The organism is Cellulomonas sp. URHB0016 (genome assembly GCF_054057935.1).
On record NZ_JBSRZU010000001.1, the window covers coordinates 447,837 to 470,707 of the forward strand.

Annotated in this window: 22 protein-coding genes; 1 reads left to right on the top strand and 21 read right to left on the bottom strand. The window is 72.7% G+C overall.

The window, feature by feature from the left end; all coding sequences use genetic code 11:
* Positions 1-8: 8 nt before the first annotated feature.
* The 8 genes from mihF to pyrR form a co-directional block, all read right to left on the bottom strand.
* Entirely contained in the window at positions 9-320 is a 312-nt protein-coding gene (gene mihF, locus ACVW07_RS02110; protein WP_456817636.1) for an integration host factor, actinobacterial type, read from the bottom strand.
* Positions 321-643: 323 nt separating this feature from the next.
* The gene (pyrF, locus tag ACVW07_RS02115; RefSeq protein ID WP_456817637.1) at positions 644-1,498 is read right to left on the bottom strand and encodes an orotidine-5'-phosphate decarboxylase; all 855 of its coding nucleotides are present in this window, start codon (positions 1,496-1,498) and stop codon (positions 644-646) included.
* The gene (gene carB, locus ACVW07_RS02120; RefSeq protein WP_456817638.1) at positions 1,495-4,842 is read right to left on the bottom strand and encodes a carbamoyl-phosphate synthase large subunit; all 3,348 of its coding nucleotides are present in this window, start codon (positions 4,840-4,842) and stop codon (positions 1,495-1,497) included. Before carB ends, pyrF begins: the two co-directional genes overlap by 4 nt.
* On the bottom strand, positions 4,842-6,065 hold the full coding sequence (gene carA, locus ACVW07_RS02125) for a glutamine-hydrolyzing carbamoyl-phosphate synthase small subunit (protein ID WP_456817639.1): 1,224 nt from the start codon (positions 6,063-6,065) through the stop codon (positions 4,842-4,844). The genes carB and carA overlap by 1 nt, the downstream gene beginning before the upstream one ends.
* Positions 6,062-6,601, bottom strand: a complete 540-nt coding sequence (locus ACVW07_RS02130) for a PH-like domain-containing protein (RefSeq protein WP_456817640.1) — start codon at positions 6,599-6,601, stop codon at positions 6,062-6,064. Before ACVW07_RS02130 ends, carA begins: the two co-directional genes overlap by 4 nt.
* Positions 6,598-7,920: a dihydroorotase gene (locus tag ACVW07_RS02135; RefSeq protein ID WP_456817641.1), complete on the bottom strand. Its 1,323-nt coding sequence runs from the start codon at positions 7,918-7,920 to the stop codon at positions 6,598-6,600. The genes ACVW07_RS02130 and ACVW07_RS02135 overlap by 4 nt, the downstream gene beginning before the upstream one ends.
* On the bottom strand, positions 7,917-8,981 hold the full coding sequence (locus ACVW07_RS02140) for an aspartate carbamoyltransferase catalytic subunit (RefSeq protein WP_456817642.1): 1,065 nt from the start codon (positions 8,979-8,981) through the stop codon (positions 7,917-7,919). The genes ACVW07_RS02135 and ACVW07_RS02140 overlap by 4 nt, the downstream gene beginning before the upstream one ends.
* The gene (gene pyrR / locus ACVW07_RS02145; RefSeq protein WP_456817643.1) at positions 8,978-9,565 is read right to left on the bottom strand and encodes a bifunctional pyr operon transcriptional regulator/uracil phosphoribosyltransferase PyrR; all 588 of its coding nucleotides are present in this window, start codon (positions 9,563-9,565) and stop codon (positions 8,978-8,980) included. Before pyrR ends, ACVW07_RS02140 begins: the two co-directional genes overlap by 4 nt.
* A 200-nt stretch (positions 9,566-9,765) precedes the next feature.
* On the opposite strand from pyrR, the gene ACVW07_RS02150 reads away from it, so the two are divergent.
* Positions 9,766-12,066: a putative bifunctional diguanylate cyclase/phosphodiesterase gene (locus ACVW07_RS02150; RefSeq protein WP_456817644.1), complete on the top strand. Its 2,301-nt coding sequence runs from the start codon at positions 9,766-9,768 to the stop codon at positions 12,064-12,066.
* Between the two features lie 124 nt (positions 12,067-12,190).
* Here the strand turns inward: ACVW07_RS02150 and nusB are convergent, their stop codons facing one another.
* The 13 genes from nusB to ACVW07_RS02215 all read right to left on the bottom strand — a co-directional run bounded on the left by nusB (position 12,191) and on the right by ACVW07_RS02215 (position 22,860).
* The gene (nusB, locus tag ACVW07_RS02155; protein ID WP_456817645.1) at positions 12,191-12,607 is read right to left on the bottom strand and encodes a transcription antitermination factor NusB; all 417 of its coding nucleotides are present in this window, start codon (positions 12,605-12,607) and stop codon (positions 12,191-12,193) included.
* 1 nt (position 12,608) lies between these two features.
* Positions 12,609-13,172 carry an elongation factor P gene (efp, locus tag ACVW07_RS02160; protein ID WP_456817646.1) on the bottom strand — a complete coding sequence of 188 codons (564 nt, stop codon included), beginning with the start codon at positions 13,170-13,172 and terminating at the stop codon, positions 12,609-12,611.
* Positions 13,173-13,406: 234 nt separating this feature from the next.
* A complete protein-coding gene (locus tag ACVW07_RS02165) occupies positions 13,407-13,880 on the bottom strand; it encodes a hypothetical protein (protein WP_456817647.1) in 474 nt (157 codons plus the stop codon).
* Between the two features lie 46 nt (positions 13,881-13,926).
* Positions 13,927-14,538, bottom strand: coding sequence for a hypothetical protein (locus tag ACVW07_RS02170; protein ID WP_456817648.1), 612 nt, complete (start codon positions 14,536-14,538; stop codon positions 13,927-13,929).
* A gap of 55 nt (positions 14,539-14,593) precedes the next feature.
* Positions 14,594-15,034 (bottom strand): type II 3-dehydroquinate dehydratase, encoded by a 441-nt coding sequence (gene aroQ / locus ACVW07_RS02175; protein WP_456817649.1) that lies wholly within the window; start codon positions 15,032-15,034, stop codon positions 14,594-14,596.
* A 42-nt stretch (positions 15,035-15,076) separates the two neighbouring features.
* Positions 15,077-16,195, bottom strand: coding sequence for a 3-dehydroquinate synthase (gene aroB, locus ACVW07_RS02180; RefSeq protein ID WP_456817650.1), 1,119 nt, complete (start codon positions 16,193-16,195; stop codon positions 15,077-15,079).
* Positions 16,192-16,758, bottom strand: coding sequence for a shikimate kinase (locus ACVW07_RS02185; protein ID WP_456817651.1), 567 nt, complete (start codon positions 16,756-16,758; stop codon positions 16,192-16,194). Before ACVW07_RS02185 ends, aroB begins: the two co-directional genes overlap by 4 nt.
* Before the next feature lie 31 nt (positions 16,759-16,789).
* The gene (locus ACVW07_RS02190) at positions 16,790-18,031 is read right to left on the bottom strand and encodes a hypothetical protein (protein WP_456817652.1); all 1,242 of its coding nucleotides are present in this window, start codon (positions 18,029-18,031) and stop codon (positions 16,790-16,792) included.
* Between the two features lie 86 nt (positions 18,032-18,117).
* Entirely contained in the window at positions 18,118-19,308 is a 1,191-nt protein-coding gene (gene aroC, locus ACVW07_RS02195; RefSeq protein ID WP_456817653.1) for a chorismate synthase, read from the bottom strand.
* Between the two features lie 114 nt (positions 19,309-19,422).
* Positions 19,423-20,211 carry a hypothetical protein gene (locus ACVW07_RS02200; RefSeq protein WP_456817654.1) on the bottom strand — a complete coding sequence of 263 codons (789 nt, stop codon included), beginning with the start codon at positions 20,209-20,211 and terminating at the stop codon, positions 19,423-19,425.
* A 1-nt stretch (position 20,212) separates the two neighbouring features.
* Positions 20,213-20,923 (bottom strand): PilN domain-containing protein, encoded by a 711-nt coding sequence (locus ACVW07_RS02205; protein ID WP_456817655.1) that lies wholly within the window; start codon positions 20,921-20,923, stop codon positions 20,213-20,215.
* Positions 20,920-21,987 carry a type IV pilus assembly protein PilM gene (gene pilM, locus ACVW07_RS02210; RefSeq protein ID WP_456817656.1) on the bottom strand — a complete coding sequence of 356 codons (1,068 nt, stop codon included), beginning with the start codon at positions 21,985-21,987 and terminating at the stop codon, positions 20,920-20,922. Before pilM ends, ACVW07_RS02205 begins: the two co-directional genes overlap by 4 nt.
* A gap of 102 nt (positions 21,988-22,089) precedes the next feature.
* A complete protein-coding gene (locus ACVW07_RS02215) occupies positions 22,090-22,860 on the bottom strand; it encodes a prepilin peptidase (protein WP_456817657.1) in 771 nt (256 codons plus the stop codon).
* Between the last annotated feature and the right edge of the window lie 11 nt (positions 22,861-22,871).

Genomic DNA, 22,871 nt, shown 5'->3' on the forward strand with positions numbered 1-22,871 from the left:
CCGGCGCGTCACCCGAAGCGCTCGACCAGAGCCTTCACCTGGTGCGGGCCGAGCCCACGCACCCGTCGGGTGTCGGAGATGCCGATCTCCGACATGATCGCACGCGCCTTGACCTTCCCGACGCCGGGCAGGGACTCCAGGAGCGCGACGACCTTGAGCTTGCCGATCGTCTCGTCCTGACGTCCTTGCTCGATGACCTCCGAGAGGGTGCCCTGCGAGTACTTGAGGCGGTTCTTCACCTCGGCTCGAGCCTGCCGTGCAGCGGCGGCCTTCTGGAGCGCTGCGGCTCGTTGTTCGGGAGTCAGCGGGGGGAGAGCCACGCGCGTCACCTTCTCGTCAGTGGGCCTGCGATCCACGTCAGATGCGCGGGACCGTGACAACGAAACTAGCGAGCAGCACCCGCCACGGCAACGCGGACGCGCGGGACGGGGTCGTTGCGACCTGCACAGACGCACTGGACGGGCGACCTGGACACGATGGCCGGAGCCGACCTCGCGGACGGCGTCCTTGTACGCTCCGCGACGTGGGACACCGTCCGGATCGTCGGGAATGCCACCGTCGCCCGACGGCGCCGAGTCGTCCCCCGGCCGAGCTCCGTGTCAGGATCGGCCACCGCTCCCCCGCGCCGACGGCGACTGACGCGTCAGGACGGACGCAGGGCGGCCGCGGCCTCGTCGGCGGCCCGCACGGCGGCGGTCCGCAGCGCCGCGACGTCCGGCCCCGCGGTGAGCACGCCGCGCGACGACGACGCGAGCACCTGCCGCCGGGCGGCACCGAACACGGCCGCGAGCTCGCGTGCTCCCGCGCCCTGCGCACCGACGCCCGGCGCGAGCAGCGGCCCGTTGACCCGCGTGAGCTCGGTGCCGGTCCTCTGCGCGGCGTCACCGACCGTCGCGCCGACCACGAGCCCGATGGAGCCGAGCGGGTCGGCCCCGGCGTTGAGGGCGGCAGCCCGCGCGGCGATCGAGGCGGCGACGCTCACCCCGTCCTCGGTCCGCGCGTGCTGCACCTCGTGCCCTTCCTTGTTCGAGGTCAGGCACAGCACGAACAGGCCACGACCGGTCGCGAGCGCCAGGTCGACGGCAGGGTCGAGCGACCCGAAACCGAGATACGGCGAGACCGTGAGCGCGTCCCCGGCGAGCGGCGACCCGTCGCGCAGGTACGCGTCGGCATAGCCCTCCATCGTCGAGCCGATGTCCCCGCGCTTGGCATCGACGACCACGAGGGTGCCGGTCTCGCGTCCTGCGGCCACGATCTCCTCGAGGACGGCGACACCCGCCGACCCGTGCCGCTCGAACAGCGCGGACTGCGGCTTGACGGCTGCGACCCGGCCGCCGACGGCGTCGAGCACCGTGAGCGCGAACCGTCGCAGGCCGGCGGCATCGTCCGCGAGCCCCCACGAGCCGAGCAGCGCCGGGTGCGGGTCGATGCCGACGCACAGCGGGCCGTGCGCGTCCATCGCCTCGGCGAGGCGGGCGCCGAACGGCAGGCGGGTCATCCGACGACCGCCTGCCGAGCCGTCCGGCGCGCCTCCCTGCGGACCGCGGCCGCGGCGTCGTGCTCCTGCAGGCTGGTCACCGAGAACGGGCCCGCCTGGGCCGCCTCGATGGCCTGCACGGCTGCGCCGAGCTGCTGCACCGTCGTCACCATCGCCTTGTCGGCGGCCACCGCCGCGGCACGGATCTCGTAGCCGTCGGCGCGGGCACCCTGGCCGGAGGGCGTGTTCACGATCATGTCGACGTCGCCGGACGTGATGAGGTCGACGATCGTCGGCTCTCCCTGCGGTCCGCGGCCGGCGGAGTGCTTGCGCACGACCGTCGACCGGATGCCGCTGCGGTGCAGGACCGCCGACGTGCCCTCGGTGGCCAGGATCTCGAAGCCGAGCTCCGCGAGCCGCTTCACAGGGAACACGATCGACCGCTTGTCGCGGTCGGCGACCGAGATGAAGGCCCGACCGCTCGTCGGGAGACCACCGAACGCCGCGTCCTGGGACTTGGCGAAGGCCGTCGGGAAGTCGACGTCGAAGCCCATCACCTCGCCGGTGGAGCGCATCTCCGGGCCGAGCACGGTGTCGACGACCACGCCCTCCTTCGTCCGGAACCGCTTGAACGGCAGGACGGCCTCCTTGACGGCCACCGGCGAGTCGAGGTCGAGCACGCTCGCGTCCTCGACGGGCAGGATGCCCTCGGCGCGCAGGTCCGCGATGGACCGCCCGGCCATCACCAGAGCCGCGGCCTTCGCGAGCGAGACGCCCGTGGCCTTGGACACGAACGGCACCGTCCGCGACGCCCGCGGGTTGGCCTCGAGGACGTAGAGCACGTCGGACACCAGCGCGAACTGGATGTTGAGCAGGCCGTGCACCCCGACACCGCGGGCGATCGCCTCGGTGGACAGGCGGATCCGCTCGAGCTCGGAGGTCGACAGCGTGACGGGCGGCAGCGTGCACGCGGAGTCGCCGGAGTGGATGCCGGCCTCCTCGATGTGCTCCATCACGCCGCCGAGGAACAGCTCGGTGCCGTCGAACAGGGCGTCCACGTCGATCTCGATCGCGTCGTCGAGGAAGCGGTCGATGAGCAGCGGCGGGAGGGTGCCGGCGCGTCCCCCGTCGGCGGCGTTCTCCAGCGCACGCTCGACGTAGCCGGTGAGCTGGTTCTGGTCGTAGACGATCTCCATGCCGCGGCCGCCGAGCACGTACGACGGGCGCACGAGCACCGGGAAGCCGATGCGCTGCGCAGTCTCGCGGGCTCCCGCGAGGGTGGTGGCCGTGCCGAAGGCGGGAGCGGGCAGACCCGCGGCGGCGAGCACCTTGCCGAACTCGCCCCGGTCCTCGGCGGCGTCGATCGCCTGCGGCGACGTGCCGAGGATCGGCAGGCCGGCGTCCTGGAGGCGCTGCGCGAGCGACAGCGGCGTCTGGCCGCCGAGCGTGACGATCAGGCCCGCGACCGGTCCCGCGGCGAGCTCGGCCGTGTACACCTCGAGCACGTCCTCGAACGTGAGCGGCTCGAAGTAGAGCCGGTCCGACGTGTCGTAGTCGGTGGAGACGGTCTCGGGGTTGCAGTTGACCATGACGGTCTCGTACTCGCCCTTGAGGGCGAGGGCGGCGTGCACGCACGAGTAGTCGAACTCGATGCCCTGGCCGATCCGGTTGGGTCCCGAGCCGAGGATGAGGATCGCCGGGCGGGTGCGCGGCCGGACCTCGGTCTCCTCGTCGTACGACGAGTAGTGGTACGGCGTCTGCGCCGCGAACTCGGCGGCGCAGGTGTCGACGGTCTTGAACACCGGGCGCAGGCCCACGGCGTGCCGGGCGCCCCGGACGGCGTCCTCCGAGGTGCGGCGCAGCTGGGCGATCTGCACGTCGGACAGACCGTGCCGCTTGGCGTGCGCGAGCACCTCACGGGTCAGCACCGGCGCGTCGGCGGTCGTCTGGGCGACCTCGTTGATGAGCTGGACCTGGTCCAGGAACCACGGGTCGATGCCCGTGCGCTCGTACACCGTCTCGATGCTCACACCGGCGCGCAGCACCTGCTGGACGTCGATGAGCCGTCCCTCGGTGGGCCGCGCGATCGTCTGGACGAGCCGGTCGAGGTCCTCACCCGTCGCAGGCTGCCCGTCCCAGTGGAAGACCGACCCCTTCTTGTCGATCGACCGCATCGCCTTGCCGAGCGCCTCGGTGAAGTTGCGGCCGAGGGCCATCGCCTCGCCGACCGACTTCATGGTGGTCGTGAGCGTGTCGTCCGCCGCGGGGAACTTCTCGAACGCGAACCGCGGCACCTTGACGACCACGTAGTCGAGCGTCGGCTCGAAGCTCGCCGGGGTCGAGCCGGTGATGTCGTTCGGGATCTCGTCCAGCGTGTAGCCGACGGCGAGCTTCGCGGCGATCTTGGCGATCGGGAAGCCCGTCGCCTTCGACGCGAGGGCCGAGGAGCGCGAGACGCGCGGGTTCATCTCGATGACCACCACGCGGCCCGTGTCGGGCTCCACGGCGAACTGGATGTTGCAGCCGCCCGTGTCGACCCCGACCTCACGGATGACCGCGATGCCGATGTCCCGCAGCTTCTGGAACTCACGGTCCGTGAGCGTCAGAGCCGGTGCGACGGTCACGCTGTCGCCCGTGTGCACGCCGACCGCGTCGACGTTCTCGATGGAGCAGACCACCACGACGTTGTCGTGCTTGTCGCGCATCAGCTCGAGCTCGTACTCCTTCCAGCCGAGGATCGACTCCTCCAGGAGCACCTCGGTGGTCGGCGAGTAGTGCAGGCCCTGGCCGACGATGCGGCGCAGGTCCGCCTCGTCGTACGCGATGCCCGAGCCGAGGCCGCCCATGGTGAAGGACGGGCGCACGACCACCGGGTAGCCGAGGTCCTCGACGGCCGCGAGCGCGTCCTCGATCGAGTGCACGATCGCCGAGCGGGCGCTCTCGCCGCCGCACACCTCGACGACCTGCTTGAACTGCTCGCGGTCCTCGCCCTTCTGGATGGCGGGGATGTTCGCGCCGATGAGCTCGACGTCGTACTTCTCGAGCACGCCGGCCTCGTCGAGGGCGATCGCGGCGTTGAGGGCGGTCTGTCCGCCCAGCGTCGGCAGGATCGCGTCGGGGCGCTCCTTGGCGATGATCGTGGTGAGGACCGCGGTGGTGATCGGCTCGACGTACGTGGCGTCCGCGAACTCCGGGTCGGTCATGATCGTCGCCGGGTTGGAGTTCACGAGGATGACCCGCAGGCCCTCCTCCTTGAGCACCCGGCACGCCTGCGTCCCCGAGTAGTCGAACTCACAGGCCTGGCCGATGACGATCGGGCCGGACCCGATCACCAGGACGCTGGAGATGTCTGTGCGGCGGGGCATCAGGCGGCACCCTTCTGGTCGTCGGCGGTGTCGCCGCCGGTGCCGGCGGGTCCCGTCATCAGGTCGAGGAAGCGGTCGAAGAGGTAGGCGGCGTCGTGGGGGCCGGCCGCGGCCTCCGGGTGGTACTGCACGCTGAACGCGGGCAGGTCCAGGGCGCGCAGGCCCTCGACGACGTCGTCGTTGAGGTCGACGTGCGAGACGACGACGCGCCCGTACCTGCCGTCGCCGTGCGGTGCGACGGTCTCGCCGTCGAGCGGCGCGTCCACGGCGAACCCGTGGTTGTGCGCCGTGATCTCGACCTTGCCCGTGGCGCGGTCGATCACCGGCTGGTTCACGCCGCGGTGGCCGTAGCCCAGCTTGTACGTACCGAACCCGAGCGCGCGGCCGAGCAGCTGGTTGCCGTAGCAGATGCCGAAGAACGGGATCCGGCGGTCGAGCACGTCGCGCAGCAGGTCGATCTCGTGCGTCGCGGCACCCGGGTCACCGGGCCCGTTCGAGAAGAAGACGCCGTCCGCCTCGGTCGCAAGGACGTCCTCGATGGTCGACGAGGACGGCAGGACGTGCACGCGGATGCCGCGCTCCGCCATGCGCTGCGGCGTCATGGCCTTGATACCCAGGTCGACCGCCGCGACGGTCGCCACGGGCGTGCCGAGCGGCTCGCCGTCCGGCCCGAGCGCCTCGACCACGTAGGCGGCGTCCGTGGACACCTCCCCGGCAAGGTCCGCACCGGCCATCGCGGGGGCGGCGAGCACCTCCGCCACCAGCTCGGCGTCGGGGCGGCGGTCGCCGTTGCCGTCGACCAGCGCGTCGCCCGAGAAGATCCCGGCGCGCATCACGCCGAGCTCCCGCAGGTGGCGCGTGAGCGCGCGGGTGTCGATGCCGGAGATCCCGACGACGCCCTGCGCCACGAGCTCGTCGTCGAGGGTGCGGCGCGAACGCCAGTTCGAGGCCCGGCGGGCGGGGTCGCGCACCACGTACCCGGCCACCCAGATGCGCGCCGACTCGGGGTCGTCGTCGTTCACGCCGGTGTTGCCGATGTGCGGTGCCGTCATCACCACGATCTGCCGGTGGTACGACGGGTCCGTCAGGGTCTCCTGGTACCCCGTCATGCCGGTGTTGAAGACGATCTCCCCGAGAGTCGAGCCGGTGGCACCGTAGGCGCGGCCGGCGAACGTCCGGCCGTCCTCGAGGACCAGGGTCGCGTCAGTGTGTCGGTCCGTCATGGCTTCTCCTCCTGCCCGGGAGCCCCGGGCGTCACGTCGATGAGTGCGGCGACGGCCTCGACCAGCCGGGGGCGGTCGGCGGCGTGCCGAGGGCGCAGGCCCGTGTCGAGCCCGCGGGGGTCGTCAGCGGCGGCCTGCCAGGTCAGCACCACGAGGCCGTCTCCACCGACGAACTTCCCGGCCATGCCGGGAGCCGTCGTCGCGCCGCGGAGCGACCCGGCGGGGACGAACACGTCCGGTGCGCCCGTGCGGCCGATCCGCACCCCGGCGTCGAACACGTCGACCGTCGCAGGGCTGCGGACGCCGAGCCCGTGGGCCACGACCCGGTCGAGCCAGTCCCCCGCTCGCGTCGTCGACACGTACACCGCGTCGAGCGGACCGAGCCGGGTGCCGCCGAGGTCGGCAGGAGCCGCGGGCAGGGCCGGGAGGAAGGTCTGCGAGCGCCCTCCGCGCCCACGCCACCCGCGCCACATGCCCACGAGCGCGAGAGCCGCCACCGCGACCAGGACCACGACCGAGACCTGGGTCCTCGTCATCTGCCGACCACCACGCTCTCGTCGCACGGCGACCCGTCGAGGACCGTGGCGCGCCCGCGCAGGAACGTCGCGATGACGCAGCCCGACAGGTCGTGCCCGCGGAACGGGGAGTTGACCGCCTTGGTGGCCTGCCGCTCGGGCTCGATGGTGCGGCGGGCGGCCGGGTCCACGAGGACCAGGTTGGCGGGCTCCCCCACGGCGATCGGCCGGCCCTGGTCGGTCACCCGGCCGATGCGGGCAGGGGCGGTGGACATCACGCGTGCGACGTCGGCCCACGTCATGCGGCCGGTGTCGACCATCGTCTCCTGGACGACCGAGAGGGCTGTCTCCAGTCCGGTCATGCCGAACGCGGCGGCCGCCCACTCGCAGTCCTTGTCCTCGCGGGTGTGCGGGGCGTGGTCGGTCGCGACGATGTCGATCGTGCCGTCCGCCAGGCCGGCGCGGACCGCCTCGACGTCGCGCTGCGTGCGCAGCGGCGGGTTGACCTTGAACACCGGGTCGTAGCCACGGGCGAGCTCGTCGGTCAGCACGAGGTGGTGCGGAGTGACCTCGGCGGTCACGTCGATGCCGCGCGACTTGGCCCAGCGGATGATCTCGACCGAGCCGGCCGTCGACAGGTGGCACACGTGCAGGCGGGACCCGACGTGCTCGGCGAGCAGCACGTCGCGCGCGATGATGGCCTCCTCGGCCACGGCGGGCCAGCCGGCGAGCCCGAGCTCCGCCGAGACGACGCCCTCGTGCATCTGGGCACCCTCGGTGAGCCGCGGCTCCTGCGCGTGCTGGGCGATGACGCCGTCGAACGCCTTGACGTACTCGAGCGCGCGCCGCATGACGACCGGGTCGTGCACGCACCTGCCGTCGTCGGAGAACACCCGCACCCGTGCCTGCGACTCGGCCATCGCACCGAGCTCCGCGAGCCGCTCACCCTCGAGGCCGACGGTCACGGCACCCACCGGGTGCACATCGACCCAACCGGCTTCCCGCCCGAGCCGCCACACCTGCTCGACCACGCCCGCGGTGTCCTGCGTGGGCGTCGTGTTGGCCATCGCGTGCACGGCCGTGAAGCCCCCGACCGCCGCCGAGCGCGTGCCTGTGCGGATGGTCTCGGCGTCCTCGCGGCCCGGCTCGCGCAGGTGCGTGTGCAGATCCACCAGGCCCGGCAGCAGCACGAGCCCGTGGCAGTCGAGGACGGTCGCGTCGTCGCCGGCCTGTGCAGCGGCGTCCTCGCCGATGACGGCGATCACCCCGTCCGCGAGCAGCACGTCCGTCGACCCGTTCCCGAGCGGCGCCACGTCCTGCAGCAGGTACCTCGTCGTCACGCGTCCACCTTCGTCTCGTTCGCCGTGCTCGGATGGGTGCTCGGATGGGTGCTCGGACCGGTGCCCGAACGGGTGCTCGCAGGCGTGCCGGACGCCGTCGCGCCGCCGGCGAGCAGGAGGTAGAGGACCGCCATGCGCACCGCGACGCCGTTGGCGACCTGCTCGACGATCACGGCACGAGGTGAGTCCGCGGCGTCCGCCGAGATCTCCAGCCCACGGTTCATCGGTCCCGGGTGCAGCACGATGGCGTGCTCCGGGAGCGAGGCCAGCCGGCGGGCGTCCAGGCCGTAGCCCCGCGTGTACTCCAGCGGGCTCGGGAAGAACCCTCCGCCTGCGCTCGACATCCGCTCCCGCTGGACGCGCAGCATCATGATCGCGTCCGGCTTGTCGTCGGCGATCGACCGGTCCAGGTGGTACGAGACACGCGCGGGCCACGCCTCGACCCCGACCGGGACGAGCGTGGGCGGCGCCACCAGCGTGACCTCGGCACCCAGGGTGTGCAGCAGCTGCACGTTGGAGCGGGCGACCCGGCTGTGCAGCACGTCGCCCACGATCGCGACCCGCAGGCCTTCGAGGCCCCGCCCCGAGACGTCCGCCCGGCCCGAGTCCCCGACGAGGTGCCGCCGGAGGGTGTACGCGTCGAGCAGGGCCTGCGTCGGGTGCTCGTGGGTGCCGTCCCCGGCGTTCACGACCGCACCCGTGGTCCATCGGCCGTTCGCCAGCGTGTGCGGGGCGCCGGAGGCGTGGTGCCGGATGACGACCGCGTCGGCACCCATCGCCTGCAGGGTGAGCGCGGTGTCCTTGAGGGACTCGCCCTTCGACACGCTCGAGCCCTTGGCGGAGAAGTTGATGACGTCCGCCGAGAGGCGCTTCGCCGCCGTCTCGAAAGAGATCCGTGTGCGCGTCGAGTCCTCGAAGAAGAGGTTCACCACGGTGCGTCCGCGCAGCGTGGGCAGCTTCTTGATCTCCCGGGCCTGCGTCGCGGCCATCTGGCCGGCCGTGTCGAGGATGCGGACGGCCTCCGCGAGGTCGAGGTCCGCCGTGGACAGCAGGTGCCTCACCGGGCGCCCCCCTCGATGAGCACCGCGTCACGGCCGTCGGTCTCGTCCAGCAGCACCCGCACGCGCTCGTGCACGGACGTCGGCAGGTTCTTGCCGACGTAGTCCGCGCGGATCGGCAGCTCGCGGTGACCCCGGTCGACGAGTGCCGCCAGCTGCACCGCCCGCGGACGGCCGAGGTCGCTGATCGCGTCCAGCGCGGCCCGGATGGTGCGGCCGGAGAAGAGCACGTCGTCCACCAGCACGACGACCTTGCCGTCCACGCCGGCACCCGGGATGTCGGTCGCACCGATGCTGCGGGTCGGGTGGTGCGCCAGGTCGTCCCGGTACATCGTCACGTCGAGGCTGCCGACCAGGCTGTCACCGTCGAGGGCCGGCTCCACCGCCGCCAGGCGGGCGGCGAGACGACGTGCGAGCGGCAGCCCGCGCGTGGGGATACCGAGCAGGACGACGTCGGAGCCACCCTTGTTCCGTTCCAGGATCTCGTGCGCGATGCGCGTGAGCGCCCGCCCGATCTCGGGGGCGCCGAGGACGACGTTCGCGTCGTCGGGGCGTCCGGCGGTGGACGCGGGCATGCCGGTGCTCATCCGAGCGACTCCTTCCCCGCCTCACGGGACGGGTCTTAAAGGAAGGTCTCTGTCGGCAAGCACCTTACCGTGCTGGTCCCGGCGGGCCTCGCCCGTCCACGTGCGGCGTCGGTCACGTCCGCCCTGGTGGAGCGCGCCCGGCACCGCCGTCACCCGGATGCCACGTCATCCGAGGCGCGCCGACAGCCGATGAGACTGTCGTGCTCGGGTCCGTGCCGGTGTGGGTCACCGTCCTTCAGCTGCTGACCGCAGGACTGGTCGGCGGGTTCGCCGTGCTGCAGTGGGTCTGGTGGCGCGACGGGATCAGCCGGTCCCAGGCCGCCTGGTCGATGGCGTGGTCGGTGGACATCTGCCTCATGCTCCTGTTCGGCGGTCTGTACGCCGTCACCGCGGCCGGCACGCTGCGCGACGTGCTGGTGTTCATGCACTCGCAGCTCCTCGCCGGGTTCCTCCTGCTGGCGCTGCCGGCGACCCGGGCGCTCGGCCGTGGCCCCGCGGTGCGCTGGTGGATCGTCGTGACCGCCGTCCTGCTCGCGGTGCGCGCCGGCCTGTGGTGGACCCCGCTCGACGGGTCCCGCCACCAGGCGCCCGGCCCGCTCGCCGTCTCGCTCCTGCTCGCACCCACGGCGGTGGTCGTCGCCTACGTGGTGGTCGCCGTCGGCAGGACCCGGCTGACCGCTCTCGGGGCCCTGCTCGTCACCGCCGGGGCCGAGTCGCTGGGCCTGATGACGCTCGGCGTCCTGCTGCCCGGTCATGTCGTCTCGACCCGTGCCACGGCCCTGTGGGCGGTGCCGCTGGCCCTCGGGCTCCAGGCGCTCGGCCTGGTCCGGCTCCGGCAGGCGCAGCACGCCGCCCGTCGCCAGCACCGCATGCGGGACTCGCTGGCCGCCCTCGCCAACACCGCGTGGTTCGCCAAGGACGCCGACGCGCTGCTCCTGCGCGCCCGCGACGACGTCCGCGCGGTGCTGGGCGACCTGAGCATCGAGGGGTCGCTGCGCCCCATCTCGCACGGACGCTACGTCGCCGAGTTCTTCTCGTCGGCCAAGGTCCAGCACGGGCCGCGCGAGCGCGCCTTCCTCGTCGACACGGCACAGCTCGTCGCGACTGCCGCCGAGCGCTACTACCTGACGGAACGCCTCAACCAGACGGCGTTCGCCGACCCGCTGACCGGACTGCCGAACAGGCGGTCGGTGCAGCGCCACCTCGCCGACATGCTGGACCGCGCGAACGTCGAACGGACACGGGTCTCCGTCGTGTACTGCGACCTCGACGGGTTCAAGCGCGTCAACGACGTGCTCGGCCACTCCGCCGGCGACGCCCTGCTCATCCGGGTGGGCGACTACCTGCGGAGCATCTCCGTCGGGGAGGACGCGTTCGTCGGGCGGCTCGGCGGCGACGAGTTCGTCATGGTCGTCTCCCGTGCGCCGCAGGACGTGGACCTCGTCGTGCTCGCCCGCCGCATCCGCGACGGCTTCATCGACCGCACCATCGGCAGCCGGCCGGCCCGGCTCACCGTGGGCGTCGCCACCTGGGTCCCGGGCGACATCGTCGACGCCGACGCGCTCGTGTCGCACGCCGACACCGCGATGCTCGAGGCCAAGCGGTCCAGGTCCGGGTTCCGGGTGTTCGACCGGGCGCTGCGACGCCGGGTCGAGGCCGACCGGCACCGCCGCACCGCGCTCGAGACCGCCGTCGAGGAGGGCCACTTCACCGCGTACTACCAGCCGGTCGTCGACGCCCGCACCCTCGAGGTGGTGCAGGTCGAGGCGCTGGCCCGCTGGGACCACCACGGCCACCTGATCCTGCCCGCCGACTGGCTGGAGCTGGCGGAGGAGTCCGGGCTCATCGTGCCGATCGGCCTGTCGGTCCTGGCGCACGCCAGGCGCTCGCTCGAACGCTTCCAGGTCCCTGTCGCCGTGAACATCGCCGCACGGCAGCTCGCCGAGCCCGACGCCCTCGAGCAGATCGAGACAGCCTGGGGCGACGCGTACTGGGAGCACCTCACCCTCGAGATCACGGAGAGCGCGCTCGTCAGCACGGGGACCGCGGTGCCGGTGCTGTCCGAGCTGCGCGCCCGCGGCGTCCAGATCGCCGTGGACGACTTCGGCACCGGGTACAGCTCGATGTCGCGGTTGTCGCGGCTGCCCGTCGACTCGCTCAAGATCGACCGCTCGTTCGTCCGTGACGTCGGCACGGAACGCGGTCGGGGTGTCGTCCGCGCCATCATCGCGCTCGCGGAGACCCACGGCCTCGACGTGGTGGCCGAGGGCGTGGAGCAGGCGTCCGACCTCACCGTGCTCGTCGAGCTCGGGGTCGGCCGCGTCCAGGGGAACTTCCTCGGCCGGGCCGCACCGAACCTGCCGGTACGCGGCCCACGGCCCGTGACCGCGTCGTTGCCGGTGGTCCCCGAGCGGCTGCGCAACGTCCGGCCGATCGGCGTTCCCCGTCCCACCCCCGCGCCCGAGGGCGGTCGGATGGGCGCCGCCCGCCGCTCCGTCTGACGAGGCGCTCGGAGCTCGACCGCACGACGACGGCCGCTGGGCCCGTGCGGGCGGGCGGGCCGGGCTGACGGGCCGGGCGGCCGGGCCGGGCGTCCGACGACCGTGTCGAGCGCCCGGGCAGCCGTCAGGCGAGCAACGTCGGCTTGAGGTCGACGATGCGGCCGAGCAGACCGTTCACGAACACCGGCGAGTCGTCCGTGGACAGGCTGCGCGCCAGCTCGACGGCCTCGTCGACCGCGACGGCGTCCGGGACGTCATCGTTGAACAGGACCTCCCACGTCCCGAGCCGCAGGATCGCGCGGTCCACGGCGGGCATGCGCTCCACCGTCCACCCGTGGGCGTGCGTCGCGAGCAGCTCGTCGATGCGTTCCTGGTGCGCCACGACGCCCTCGACGAGGTCCACGGCGTACTGCGGAAGGGCTGCCTCGGTGCCGGGCTCGACGATGCGGTCGGCGAGCAGCGCCACGGGCGCGAGCCCGCGCTGGTCCGCCTCGAAGAGGACGTCGAGGGCCCGCTTGCGGGCCTTGCTCCGAGCAGCCACCTCAGTCGTTCACACGGCCCAGGTAGCTGCCGTCGCGCGTGTCCACCTTGACCCTGGTGTTCGACTCGAGGAACAGCGGGACCTGGATCTCGTAGCCGGTCTCCAGCGTCGCGGGCTTGGTCCCGGCGGACGAGCGGTCGCCCTGCAGGCCCGGCTCCGTGTACGTGACCTCGAGGACGACCGACGGTGGGAGCTCGACATAGAGCGGGACACCCTCGTTGGTCGCAACCATCGTGCTCTGGTTCTCGAGCAGGAAGTGGGCCGCGTCGCCGACAGTCGCCTCGGAGACGTGCAGCTGGTCGAACGTGTCCGTGTCCATGAACACGAAGTCGTCGCCGTCCTTGTACAGGTACTGGTAGTCGCGCTTGTCGACGCTCGCCGTCTCGACCTTGAGGCCCGCGTTGAAGGTGCGGTCGACGACCTTGCCGGACAGGACGTTCTTGAGCTTGGTGCGGACGAACGCGCCACCCTTGCCGGGCTTGACGTGCTGGAACTCGATCACGGTCCACAGCTGGCCGTCGATCTTCAGCACGATGCCGTTCTTGAGGTCGTTGGTGGTCGCCACGATCGTCGCTTCCTGTCGAGGGTTCTGAGCGTTCGGCGGTCCGCCGGTGCCTCGGTACGCACGTCGGGCGCGCGCATCGGGCACGAGCGCCGGCACGAGGGCCGGTCCGGCCGCAGACCGCCGATCATCCTACCGTGGCGGAGCACGAGCTCCCGTCGCGGCTCCCGTCGCGGCCACCGTCCGGGGACGCCGGCGGGAAACGGTCGGGCGCCGTCTGGGCGCCGTCTGGGCTCATCAGGCGATCAGCAGGGCCGTGCCGTACCCGACCGCCGCCGACCACAGCAAGGAGGCGAGCGTCCCGATGACGAACCGCTCGGACGCGCCGGGGTTCTCCCGCAGCTCCGGGTACCGGCCCAGGCCCTTCACCGCGATGACCACCGCGATCCCCTCGGGCTGGCCGATCAGCATGCAGCCCGTCACGGCCAGGCGCTCCAGCGCCCCGACCCACGTCCCGCCGCGGAGCACGGCGCGCGCACCGAGGCCCTCAGGACCGTCGGACAGCGCGAGCGGCGTGATCACCGGGTGGCTCGCCGGATCCTGCGCCACCCCTCGGGCGTGCGCGGGTGGCCGGCGCGAGTCTCCCCCGGGTGCGCCCGCGTCGCCGGAACGGGCGGCGAGCCGGAGCACGCCCATGACCACGAACCAGCCGCCGACGGTCGAGACGACGAGCGCAACCACCACGAGGGCGGCGACGAGGGCAACGGGCACGCGGAGCTCCTGTCCGGTCGGTCCTGCGCGCCCGGAGCGGCGACGATCAGGCGCCGCGATCCTCCCGCACGCCCTCGGCGAGCGCCAGCAGCCGCGCTGCAGCACGTCGCGCCGCCTGCTCCTCGGACCACAGGGCCGTCCGCAACCGCTGGCTGACGGCCTGCTGCGACACGCCGAGGGTCTCGGCCACGACCTCCTGCCGCACCTCGCCCGCCGCCATCGCGTCCGCGACGACCCAACCGGCCTCGGACCGTCGGGCGGCGACGGCGGCCACGAGGACCAGCACCGCCTCCGCGTCCCGGCCGGCGCCGTCGTCGAAGCCGCGCACCGCGAGCGACACGGTGCGGACGCGGCTCTTCGCCGCCTCGACCGCCGCTCGCGCGAGCACGAACGCCGGACCGGCGGCGGCGCGCGTGGACGCCGGGAGCGGCTCGTCGACCGGCCCGGCGCCGATGCCGACGCTCCAGCCACCCATCCTCAGGACGCGCAGGGCGACGTCCACCACCTCGGTGGGGTCGTCGTACACCGCCTGGACCTCGTCGCCGACCGTGCGCTCGAACGGGCGGACGGGACGCCCCGGATCGAGGTCGCGCAGGAGGTCCTCGACCCGGTCACCGACACGCCGGCTGCCTCGCTGGTCGATGGTCATGACGAACATGACGACAAGGATGACGCCTTGTGCACCCCAAGACAAGGCGCGGGGCTTGTCCCCGTCAGCCGTGGCCTGCGACCGCGGCGAGGGCGAGCCGGTAGGAGTCGAGCCCGAACCCGGCGATCGTCCCCGTCGCGACCGGCCCGATGACGGACACGTGCCGGAACGCCTCGCGCGCGTACGGGTTGGTGATGTGCACCTCGACGAGCACCAGACCGGCCTTCGTCACCTGCGCCGCGGCGTCGCGCAGCGCGTAGGAGTAGTGGGTGAAGGCCGCCGGGTTGAGCACCACGTGCGACCGCGTGTCCACCGCCTCGTGCAGCCATCCCACCAGCTCGGACTCCTGGTCCGTCTGCCGCACGTCGACCTGGACGCCCGCGTCGGCACCCCACTTCTCGGCGGCGGCCGCGAGGTCCTCGTACGACGCGGACCCGTACACGTCCGGCTCGCGCACTCCCAGGCGCCCGAGGTTGGGACCGTTGAGCACGAGCACACGCATCATGGAAGGCAGCCTAGGCGACCCGTGCCCCGCCGCATGTGCCCGCTACAGCGAGACGGCGCGTGTCGGGCTCGGAGCGCCCTCGCCCACCTCGGCGTACGCGGCGGCGAGCAGTGTCGGGTCGGGCCCCTCGAGCCGGGCGGGCCGTCCCACGCCCTCGAGGACCACGAACCGCAGCAGGTCCCCGCGGGTCTTCTTGTCCCGACGCATCGCGGTGAGCAGGCGCTCCCACCGGTCTCCCCGGTAGGTGACCGGGAGCCCGAGGGAGGTCAGCACGGAACGGTGACGGTCCACCACGTCGTCGGGCAGCCGGCCCGCGAGCCGGGCCAGCTCGGCGGCGAACACCATGCCGACGGACACGGCAGCCCCGTGCCGCCACTGGAAGCGCTCGACCTGCTCGACCGCGTGCCCGAACGTGTGCCCGTAGTTGAGGATCTCGCGCAGCCCGGCCTCCCGGAGGTCCTCCCCCACGACCCGCGCCTTCACGGCCACCGCCCGCTCCACGAGCTCGGCGAGCACGTCGGACGTCGACGCGGCGACGGGATCGGTCAGGAGCGCGGTGTTCTCCTCCACGAGCTCGAGGATCCGCGGGTCGGCGATGAACCCGCACTTGACGACCTCCGCGAGCCCCGCCACGAAGTCGTGCCGGGGCAGCGACTCCAGGGAGGCCAGGTCGCACAGCACGCCCGCCGGGGGGTGGAACGCGCCCACGAGGTTCTTGCCCTCGGCGGTGTTGATGCCCGTCTTGCCGCCGACCGCGGCGTCCACCATGCCCAGCACCGTGGTCGGCACCTGCACCACGCGGACGCCCCGCAGCCACGTCGCTGCCACGAACCCCGCAAGGTCCGTGGTCGCGCCGCCGCCGATCCCGACGATGGCGTCGGTGCGCGTGAACCCGGCCTGGCCGAGCACGCCCCACAGGAACGCGGCCACCTGCGCCGTCTTGGCCTCCTCCGCGTCCGGCACCTCGGCGACGAACGCCTCGTAGCCCTGCGCGACCAGGTCCTCGCGCACGGTCTCCGCGGACGCGGCGAGCGCCGCGGGGTGCACCACGAGGACCCGGCGCACGCTCTCGCCGAGCAGGCCCGGCAGCTCGCCGAGGAGGTGCCTCCCGATCAGGACGTCGTAGGGCTGGTCGCCCGCGACCCGGACCGTGGTCATCATTCGCTCCCGTCCGCAGCGGCCAGCCGCAGCGCCGCCAGCTCCTGCTCGATCAGCTCGGCCACGTCGGCCGGCCGCAACCCGTCGGTCATCACCCGGACGCTCGACACCTGCTCGTACACGGGTCGCCGCACCTCCATGAGCGCCTGCCACTGCGCGCGCGGGTTGCCGAGCAGCAGGGGACGCGACTGGTTGAACCCGACCCGGGGGGCGGCGTGGGACAGCGTCACGTCGAGGAACACCACGACTCCCCCGCCGGCGCGGTAGTCCGCCAGGGCAGCGCGTGCGTCGTCGTGGAGGACCGCACCGCCGCCGAGAGCCAGGACACCGTCGTGCTCGACGAGGGCCCGCACCACCGCGTCACGCTCCAGCGCACGGAAGTGCGGCTCGCCGTCGTCGACGAAGATCTCGGTGATCGGCTTCCCGGCGACGGCCTCGACGTCGGCATCCGTGTCGCGCGCCCGCAGCTGCCACCGTTCCGCCAGTGCAGCGGCGACGGTCGACTTGCCCGACCCCGGCGGGCCCACGAGGACGATGCGGGGGGCGGTGGTGGACTCGAGGGGCACGGCGGGCAGAGTACCTCTCGAACGCCTGACCTCAGGCGTGTGTCGGGCTGTCGGACGGCTCGCTCGGCCCCGGACGGCCGGACCAGCGACGCTCGCGCCACAGCAGGGCGACCGGTACGGCGGCGAACATGAAGGTCGACGTCCAGGTGGTGAGGCGGACGGGCACGGCGTACGGCAGGACGACGAGGAACGGCACCGCGGCAAGGAGCACCGTCCGGACCACCGGACCGGGCCGGGCAGGTGCGGTCCAGGCCCACACCAGGACGACCGCCACGAGAGGCCCGACGTAGTACGGGAACCGGAGCGGGTCGAGCAGCAGGCGGACCGCGACGACCGTCACGACGACCACGAGCGGGGACCCGCGTCCCCGCAGCGCCACCAGCGCACCGGCGGCGGCCGCCGCGCCGCCCTGGATCACCCGCATGCCCCAGTCCGAGAGCCCGAGGTGCGCCGCGACGATCGGCAGGAGGCTCGTCCGGTCGGTCTGGTCCCACGTGAACGAGAACGTGCCGACGTCTCCCCACAGGAAGAACGGCGCGTACAGGACCGCCACGACCAGCAGCGCGGCACCGGCCGCCGGCAGGAGCGTGCGCCACCGCCGACCCTGCAGGGCCGCGCCCGCACCCAGCACGCCCCACAGCTTGGTACCGGTGGCGAGACCGACGATCGCCCCGAGCGCCAGTCCTCGTCCACGGGCGCCCGCCCGCGCCGCGGCCGCCAGCATCAGCCCGAGTGCGATCTCCTCGGGATGCCCGATGGCCACCCCGTCCGTGAGGAGCCCGCCGACGACCACCGTGCCCCCCACCACCCACTGCGCCGTGCGGACGTCACGCCCCGCGTCCCGGGCGTACCCGCCGGTGACGACGACCGTGAGCCAGGCCACGGCAGCCGCGAGCACCGCGGCCACCGTGGGATCAGCCGGCAGGCCGACCAGGAGCGCTACGCGCGCCAGCGCGCCCACCACGAGGAGGAACACGGGACCGATCTGCAGGAGCGGGTCGGCGAAGACGTCGAGGAACCCGGGCCCGAGCATGGCCGTCCCGGCCTCCACGAACAGGCTGGTGTCGCCGGGCCGGATCAGGGCCGTGACGCCGGCGGCCGACACGGACGCGAACGTGACGAGCGTGAGCGCCGGCCGCCGCCACACCGACTGCGCCGTGCGCGACAGCCGCGGGCGCTCCGCCCGGGTGAGCTCGAGCTCCTGGCGGAACCATCCGCCGAGCCGCCCCGCCACGGGCCCGGGGCCGGGCGCCACCCAGGTGTCGGCGACCACGGACGTCTCCCTCGGCAGCGAATGTCAGGACACAGTCCCATCGGCCGCCGACGGCCTCGGGTTGAGGCCCCGGGACGCGCGATCGGTCAGCGCAGCAGCTCCGGCACCGAGCCGACGTACGACTCCAGGTTGCGCCGCACCTCGGCGACCGAGTCGCCACCGGTCTTCTCCAGGAGCGCGTCCGCCACGACGAGCGCGACCATCGCCTCGGCGACGACCGCGGCGGGCGGGACCGCGCACACGTCGGAGCGCTGGTGCTGGGCCCGGGCAGCCTCACCGGTCGCCGTGTCCACCGTGGCCAGCGCGCGGGGAACGGTCGATATCGGCTTCATGGCGGCGCGCACGCGGAGGATCTCGCCGTTCGTCATGCCACCCTCGAGGCCGCCGGCACGGTTGGTCCGGCGCACGATGCGTCCGCTCGCGTCCCGCTCGATCTCGTCGTGCGCCTGCGACCCTCGGCGGGCGGCGGTGCGGAAACCGTCCCCGACCTCCACGCCCTTGATCGCCTGGATGCCCATGAGCGCCGCGGCGAGGCGAGCGTCCAGGCGCCGGTCGGCGTGGACGTACGAGCCGAGCCCCGACGGCAGGCCGTACACGAGCACCTCGACCACGCCGCCGAGCGTGTCACCGTCCTTGTGGCACTCGTCGATCTCGGCGACCATCGCCGCCGACGTGGCGGCATCGAAGCAGCGGACGGGGTCGGCATCGAGCGTCGACACGTCGTCGGGCGACGGCAGCTCGGCGTCCTGCGGTGTGCTGACCGGTCCGATCGCGACCACGTGGGAGACGAGGCGGATGCCCGCGGCCTGCTCGAGGAGACGTGCGGCGACCGTGCCGAGGGCCACGCGAGTCGCCGTCTCCCGCGCGCTCGCACGTTCGAGGACCGGCCGGGCGTCGTCGAACCCGTACTTGCGCATGCCGACGAGGTCGGCGTGACCCGGGCGCGGACGGGTCAGCGGGGCGTTGCGCGCGCGGTTGAGCACGTCCGGGTCCTCGACCGGGTCGGCCGACATGACCTCGACCCACTTCGGCCACTCGGTGTTCCCCACCTCGATCGCGACCGGACCGCCCTGGGTGAGTCCGTGCCGCACACCCGCGAGGAGCCGGACCTCGTCCTGCTCGAACTTCATCCGGGCACCGCGGCCGTAGCCGAGCCGGCGACGGGCCAGCGCGGCCTGCACGTCGGCGGTCCCGACCTGCACCCCGGCCGGCAGACCCTCCAGGATCCCGACGAGCGCAGGGCCATGGGACTCACCGGACGTCAACCAACGCAGCATGGGCGGCATCCTTCCACGTTCGCCGGACGGCACCGTGCCCCGGTCCGGCGACTGGGCGCACGCACACGTGCGGGCCGTGACGAGGATGTCGTCACGGCCCGCACGCGGGGTAGATCAGGGCAGCGGAACCATCGGGTTCTTGTCGCCGGGCGGCACGGGCAGCGGCGCCTTCGGCGCAGCCGGGTCGACCGCCACAGGAGCTGCCGACTGGTCAGCCAGGGCGAAGAGCGAACCGCTCAGAACCACGTCGAGGTCACCCGGGGCCGTCGCAGGACGACCGCCGGAGGCCTCGGCCGCGCCCTGGCTCGCGCCGTTCACGCCCGTGACCATCAGCAGCCGGGTGGTGCCGGCCTGCGCGTCCTGCACGAACGCCAGCACGTTCTGGTAGGTGCCGATGACCTCGAGCGAGACGGGGACCTCGTAGAACCCCGGGACGTCCAGGCTCGCCGCGGCGGCGGCGTCGGCCGCCGCTGCGGGGTCCGGCTCGGCCGCGGCGTCGCCGCCGGCAGCCGCGTCACCCTCGACCGGGGCAGCGGCCGCGGGTGCCGCCACCTTGATCTCCGTCGAGGAGTTCACGCTCAGGTTCACGATGACGACCTCGTGCGCGCTCGCGATCTGGTTGAGCTCCCGCTGGTAGGCAGCGAGCTGCGCGTCCGTCGGGATCTGCAGGCGGGCCGCGGCGAGCTGCGCCTTGTACTCGTCGAGCTTGGCGAACTGCGTCGCGAGCACGGCGATCTTCGACTCGAGCTGGAGGTTGGCGTCGGTCTGCGCCTGCGCCTGCTCCTTGTTGTCGGCCGCGGCCGACAGCTGCGGCGACACGCCGAGGAACCATGCGGCGATGAGGATGACCAGGGCCGCGAACACGGTGCCGGTGATCCAGGGGCCGGCCTTCGTACCGGTCACGTCAGTTCTCCTCGGTGGGGATGAAGCGGAGCGAGAGTGCGGGCTCCAGGACCTGCACCGACGACGTCACCGCGTAGTACGGCGCACCCTCGGTCTGGGTGAGGCCCGCGGACGACATGGTGGCGTCGCCGAGGCCCGGGATGGAGTTCAGCGCGTCGAGCCAGGCGGCGTCGTCGGGCAGGGTGGACGTCCGGACCGTGAAGAGGATGGACCCCATCCCCGGCTCGATGAGCGGGTCGGACACCGTCTGGCCGGCGGACCACGCCGTGGCCTGCGAGATCGTGAACGTGTCGATGCTGACGCCGGGAGGCAGGACCGCCGCGATGGAGTCGAGGTAGGACTTCCACAGGATGTCGGCACCCATGCCGAGCGTGCGGGCCTTCTCGAACCGGTTGAGCTCAGTGAGCACTGCCGGGACCTCGGCGTACTTCGCCTGCTCCTGCATCAGGCGCTGGTTCTCCTGCTGCGCGTCGGCCAGCTCGCCCTGGGCGGCCTGGTTCTCGAGGAACGCGAACCCGTAGGTCAGCGCGGCCATGGCCAGGACGAACACGAGCGACAGCCCGAGCCACCGCTTGACGTTGACGAGGCCGCGAGCGGCCTTGACCTCGGGCGGGAGCAGGTTGACCTGCGGCAGGCCGACGACGAACGTCGAGCCCTTGGCGGAGCCCTTCGACTTGGTCTTGGACGCTCCCAGCGTCATGGTGAGGTTCATGCCGCGACTCCATAGGCCAGGCCCATGGACAGCGCCATGAGCGACTCGTGACCGGCGAACGCCTCGCGACCACCGGCGGACCGCGCGACCTGGACGGCCTCGAGCGGGTTGCCCAGCGTCACGGGCAGGCGGCTCGCGCTCGACAGGAACTGCCCGAGCCCGGGCAGCTGCGCGCCACCGCCGGTCAGCACCACGAGGTCGATACCCGCACCGGGTCCGTTCGACGTGTAGTACGAGAACGTGTTGCGCACGGCCTCGATGAGGTTCCGGATGAGGTTCGACGACGCCTCGGCCGCGGCCTGCAGCTCCGGACCGACGGCGAAGCCGACGCCGATCTGACGCTTGATGGCCTCGGCGTCGACGGCGGAGATCGTCATGGACCGTGCGATCGCGTCCGTGGCGTCCTGGCCACCGTGCGGCAGGGTGCGGACGAACCGCGGGACGCCGTGCGCGATGATCGCGACGTTGGTGACCCGCGCGCCGATGTCCACCACGGCGACCGTCCGGTTCTGGTGCTCGCCGCGGGTCATGCCGCGCAGCAGGGCGAACGCGTTGAGGTCGACCATCGTGGGCTTGAGGCCGGCGGACTCGACGGCGAGCACGTTGGCGGTGACGGTGGCGCGGACGGCCGCGACCAGCATCCCGTGCACCACGCGGCCCGACTCGGAGTTCCCCTCCCCCGTCGGGAAGAAGTCGAGGAGCGCCTCGTCGGTCGACATCGGCAGCATCTCCTGCACCTGGAACGGCAGGGACGCACGGATCTGCGCGAGCGGCATGGCCGGCACGGCGAGCTCACGCACCACGACGCGCTGGTTGCCGACGCCGATCACGACGTCCTTCGACTCGAACTTGCAGTTCGCCCACAGCTGCTTCAGCGCGTGCACCACGACGGGCTGGTCGGTGACCTCTCCGTCGCGGACCGCACCCAGCGGCAGCGGGACCTCGCCGTAACGTGCCAGCGTCGGCTGTGCACGGCCCGCCGGGCCTCCGTTGCCGAAGTCCAGCTGGGCGGCACGTACCGCTGTCGTGCCGATGTCGAGCCCGATCACTCGAGACTTACCCACAGGTGTGATTCCTTCCGGACGCCGCTGCCCTACCTCTCGTGCCTATCGGGAGAAGGCCGGTGGGACTTGAGCCCTGACGTCACCCGGATGAGGGGCGAAAGGTCAGGAGAGGGCCCCGAGGTACGCGGACCAGAGGGACTCACCGAATGCCACCCCGATGGCGCAGCCGAGCAGCATCCAGGGGCCGAACGGGATCTTCGACTTGCGGCCCGCGCGACCGGCGGCCAGGAGGACGATCGAGAAGACGCCACCGACCAGGAACGCCGCGAAGGCGCCCACCACGAGCGAGCCCCAGCCGAGCCACGCGAGGTAGGCACCGAGGATCCCCGCGAGCTTCACGTCGCCGAAGCCCATGCCCCGCGGGTACACCAGGACGAGCAGGAAGTAGAAGGCGTAGAGCACCACGCCGCCGATGACGGCGCGCAGGAGGGCGGGCCAGTCGTCCGACCCCCAGCTCGCCACGGCCAGCAGGACCGGTACCACGACGTAGGACGGCAGCACGATCGCGTTCGGCAACCGGTGCACGTCGATGTCGATGAGGGCGAGGGCGACCGAGATCGCCGCGAGGTACAGGTACGCCGGCGTGGTCCACGAGATCCCGAAGTGCCAGGCGACGAGACCGAACAGCACGCCGGTCCCCAGCTCGACCAGGGGGTAGCGGACCGAGATCGGTTCGTGGCAGCGGCGGCAGCGACCCCGCAGCACGAGCCACGACAGGACCGGGACGTTGTCGTACCAGGCGATCCGTGCACCGCACCGCGGGCAGGCGGACGGCGGGCTGACGATCGACTCGCCCCTCGGCACGCGCCAGATGACGACGTTGAGGAACGAGCCGATCAGGAGACCGACGACCGTGACGAGTCCGACGAACACCGCGGTGAGGC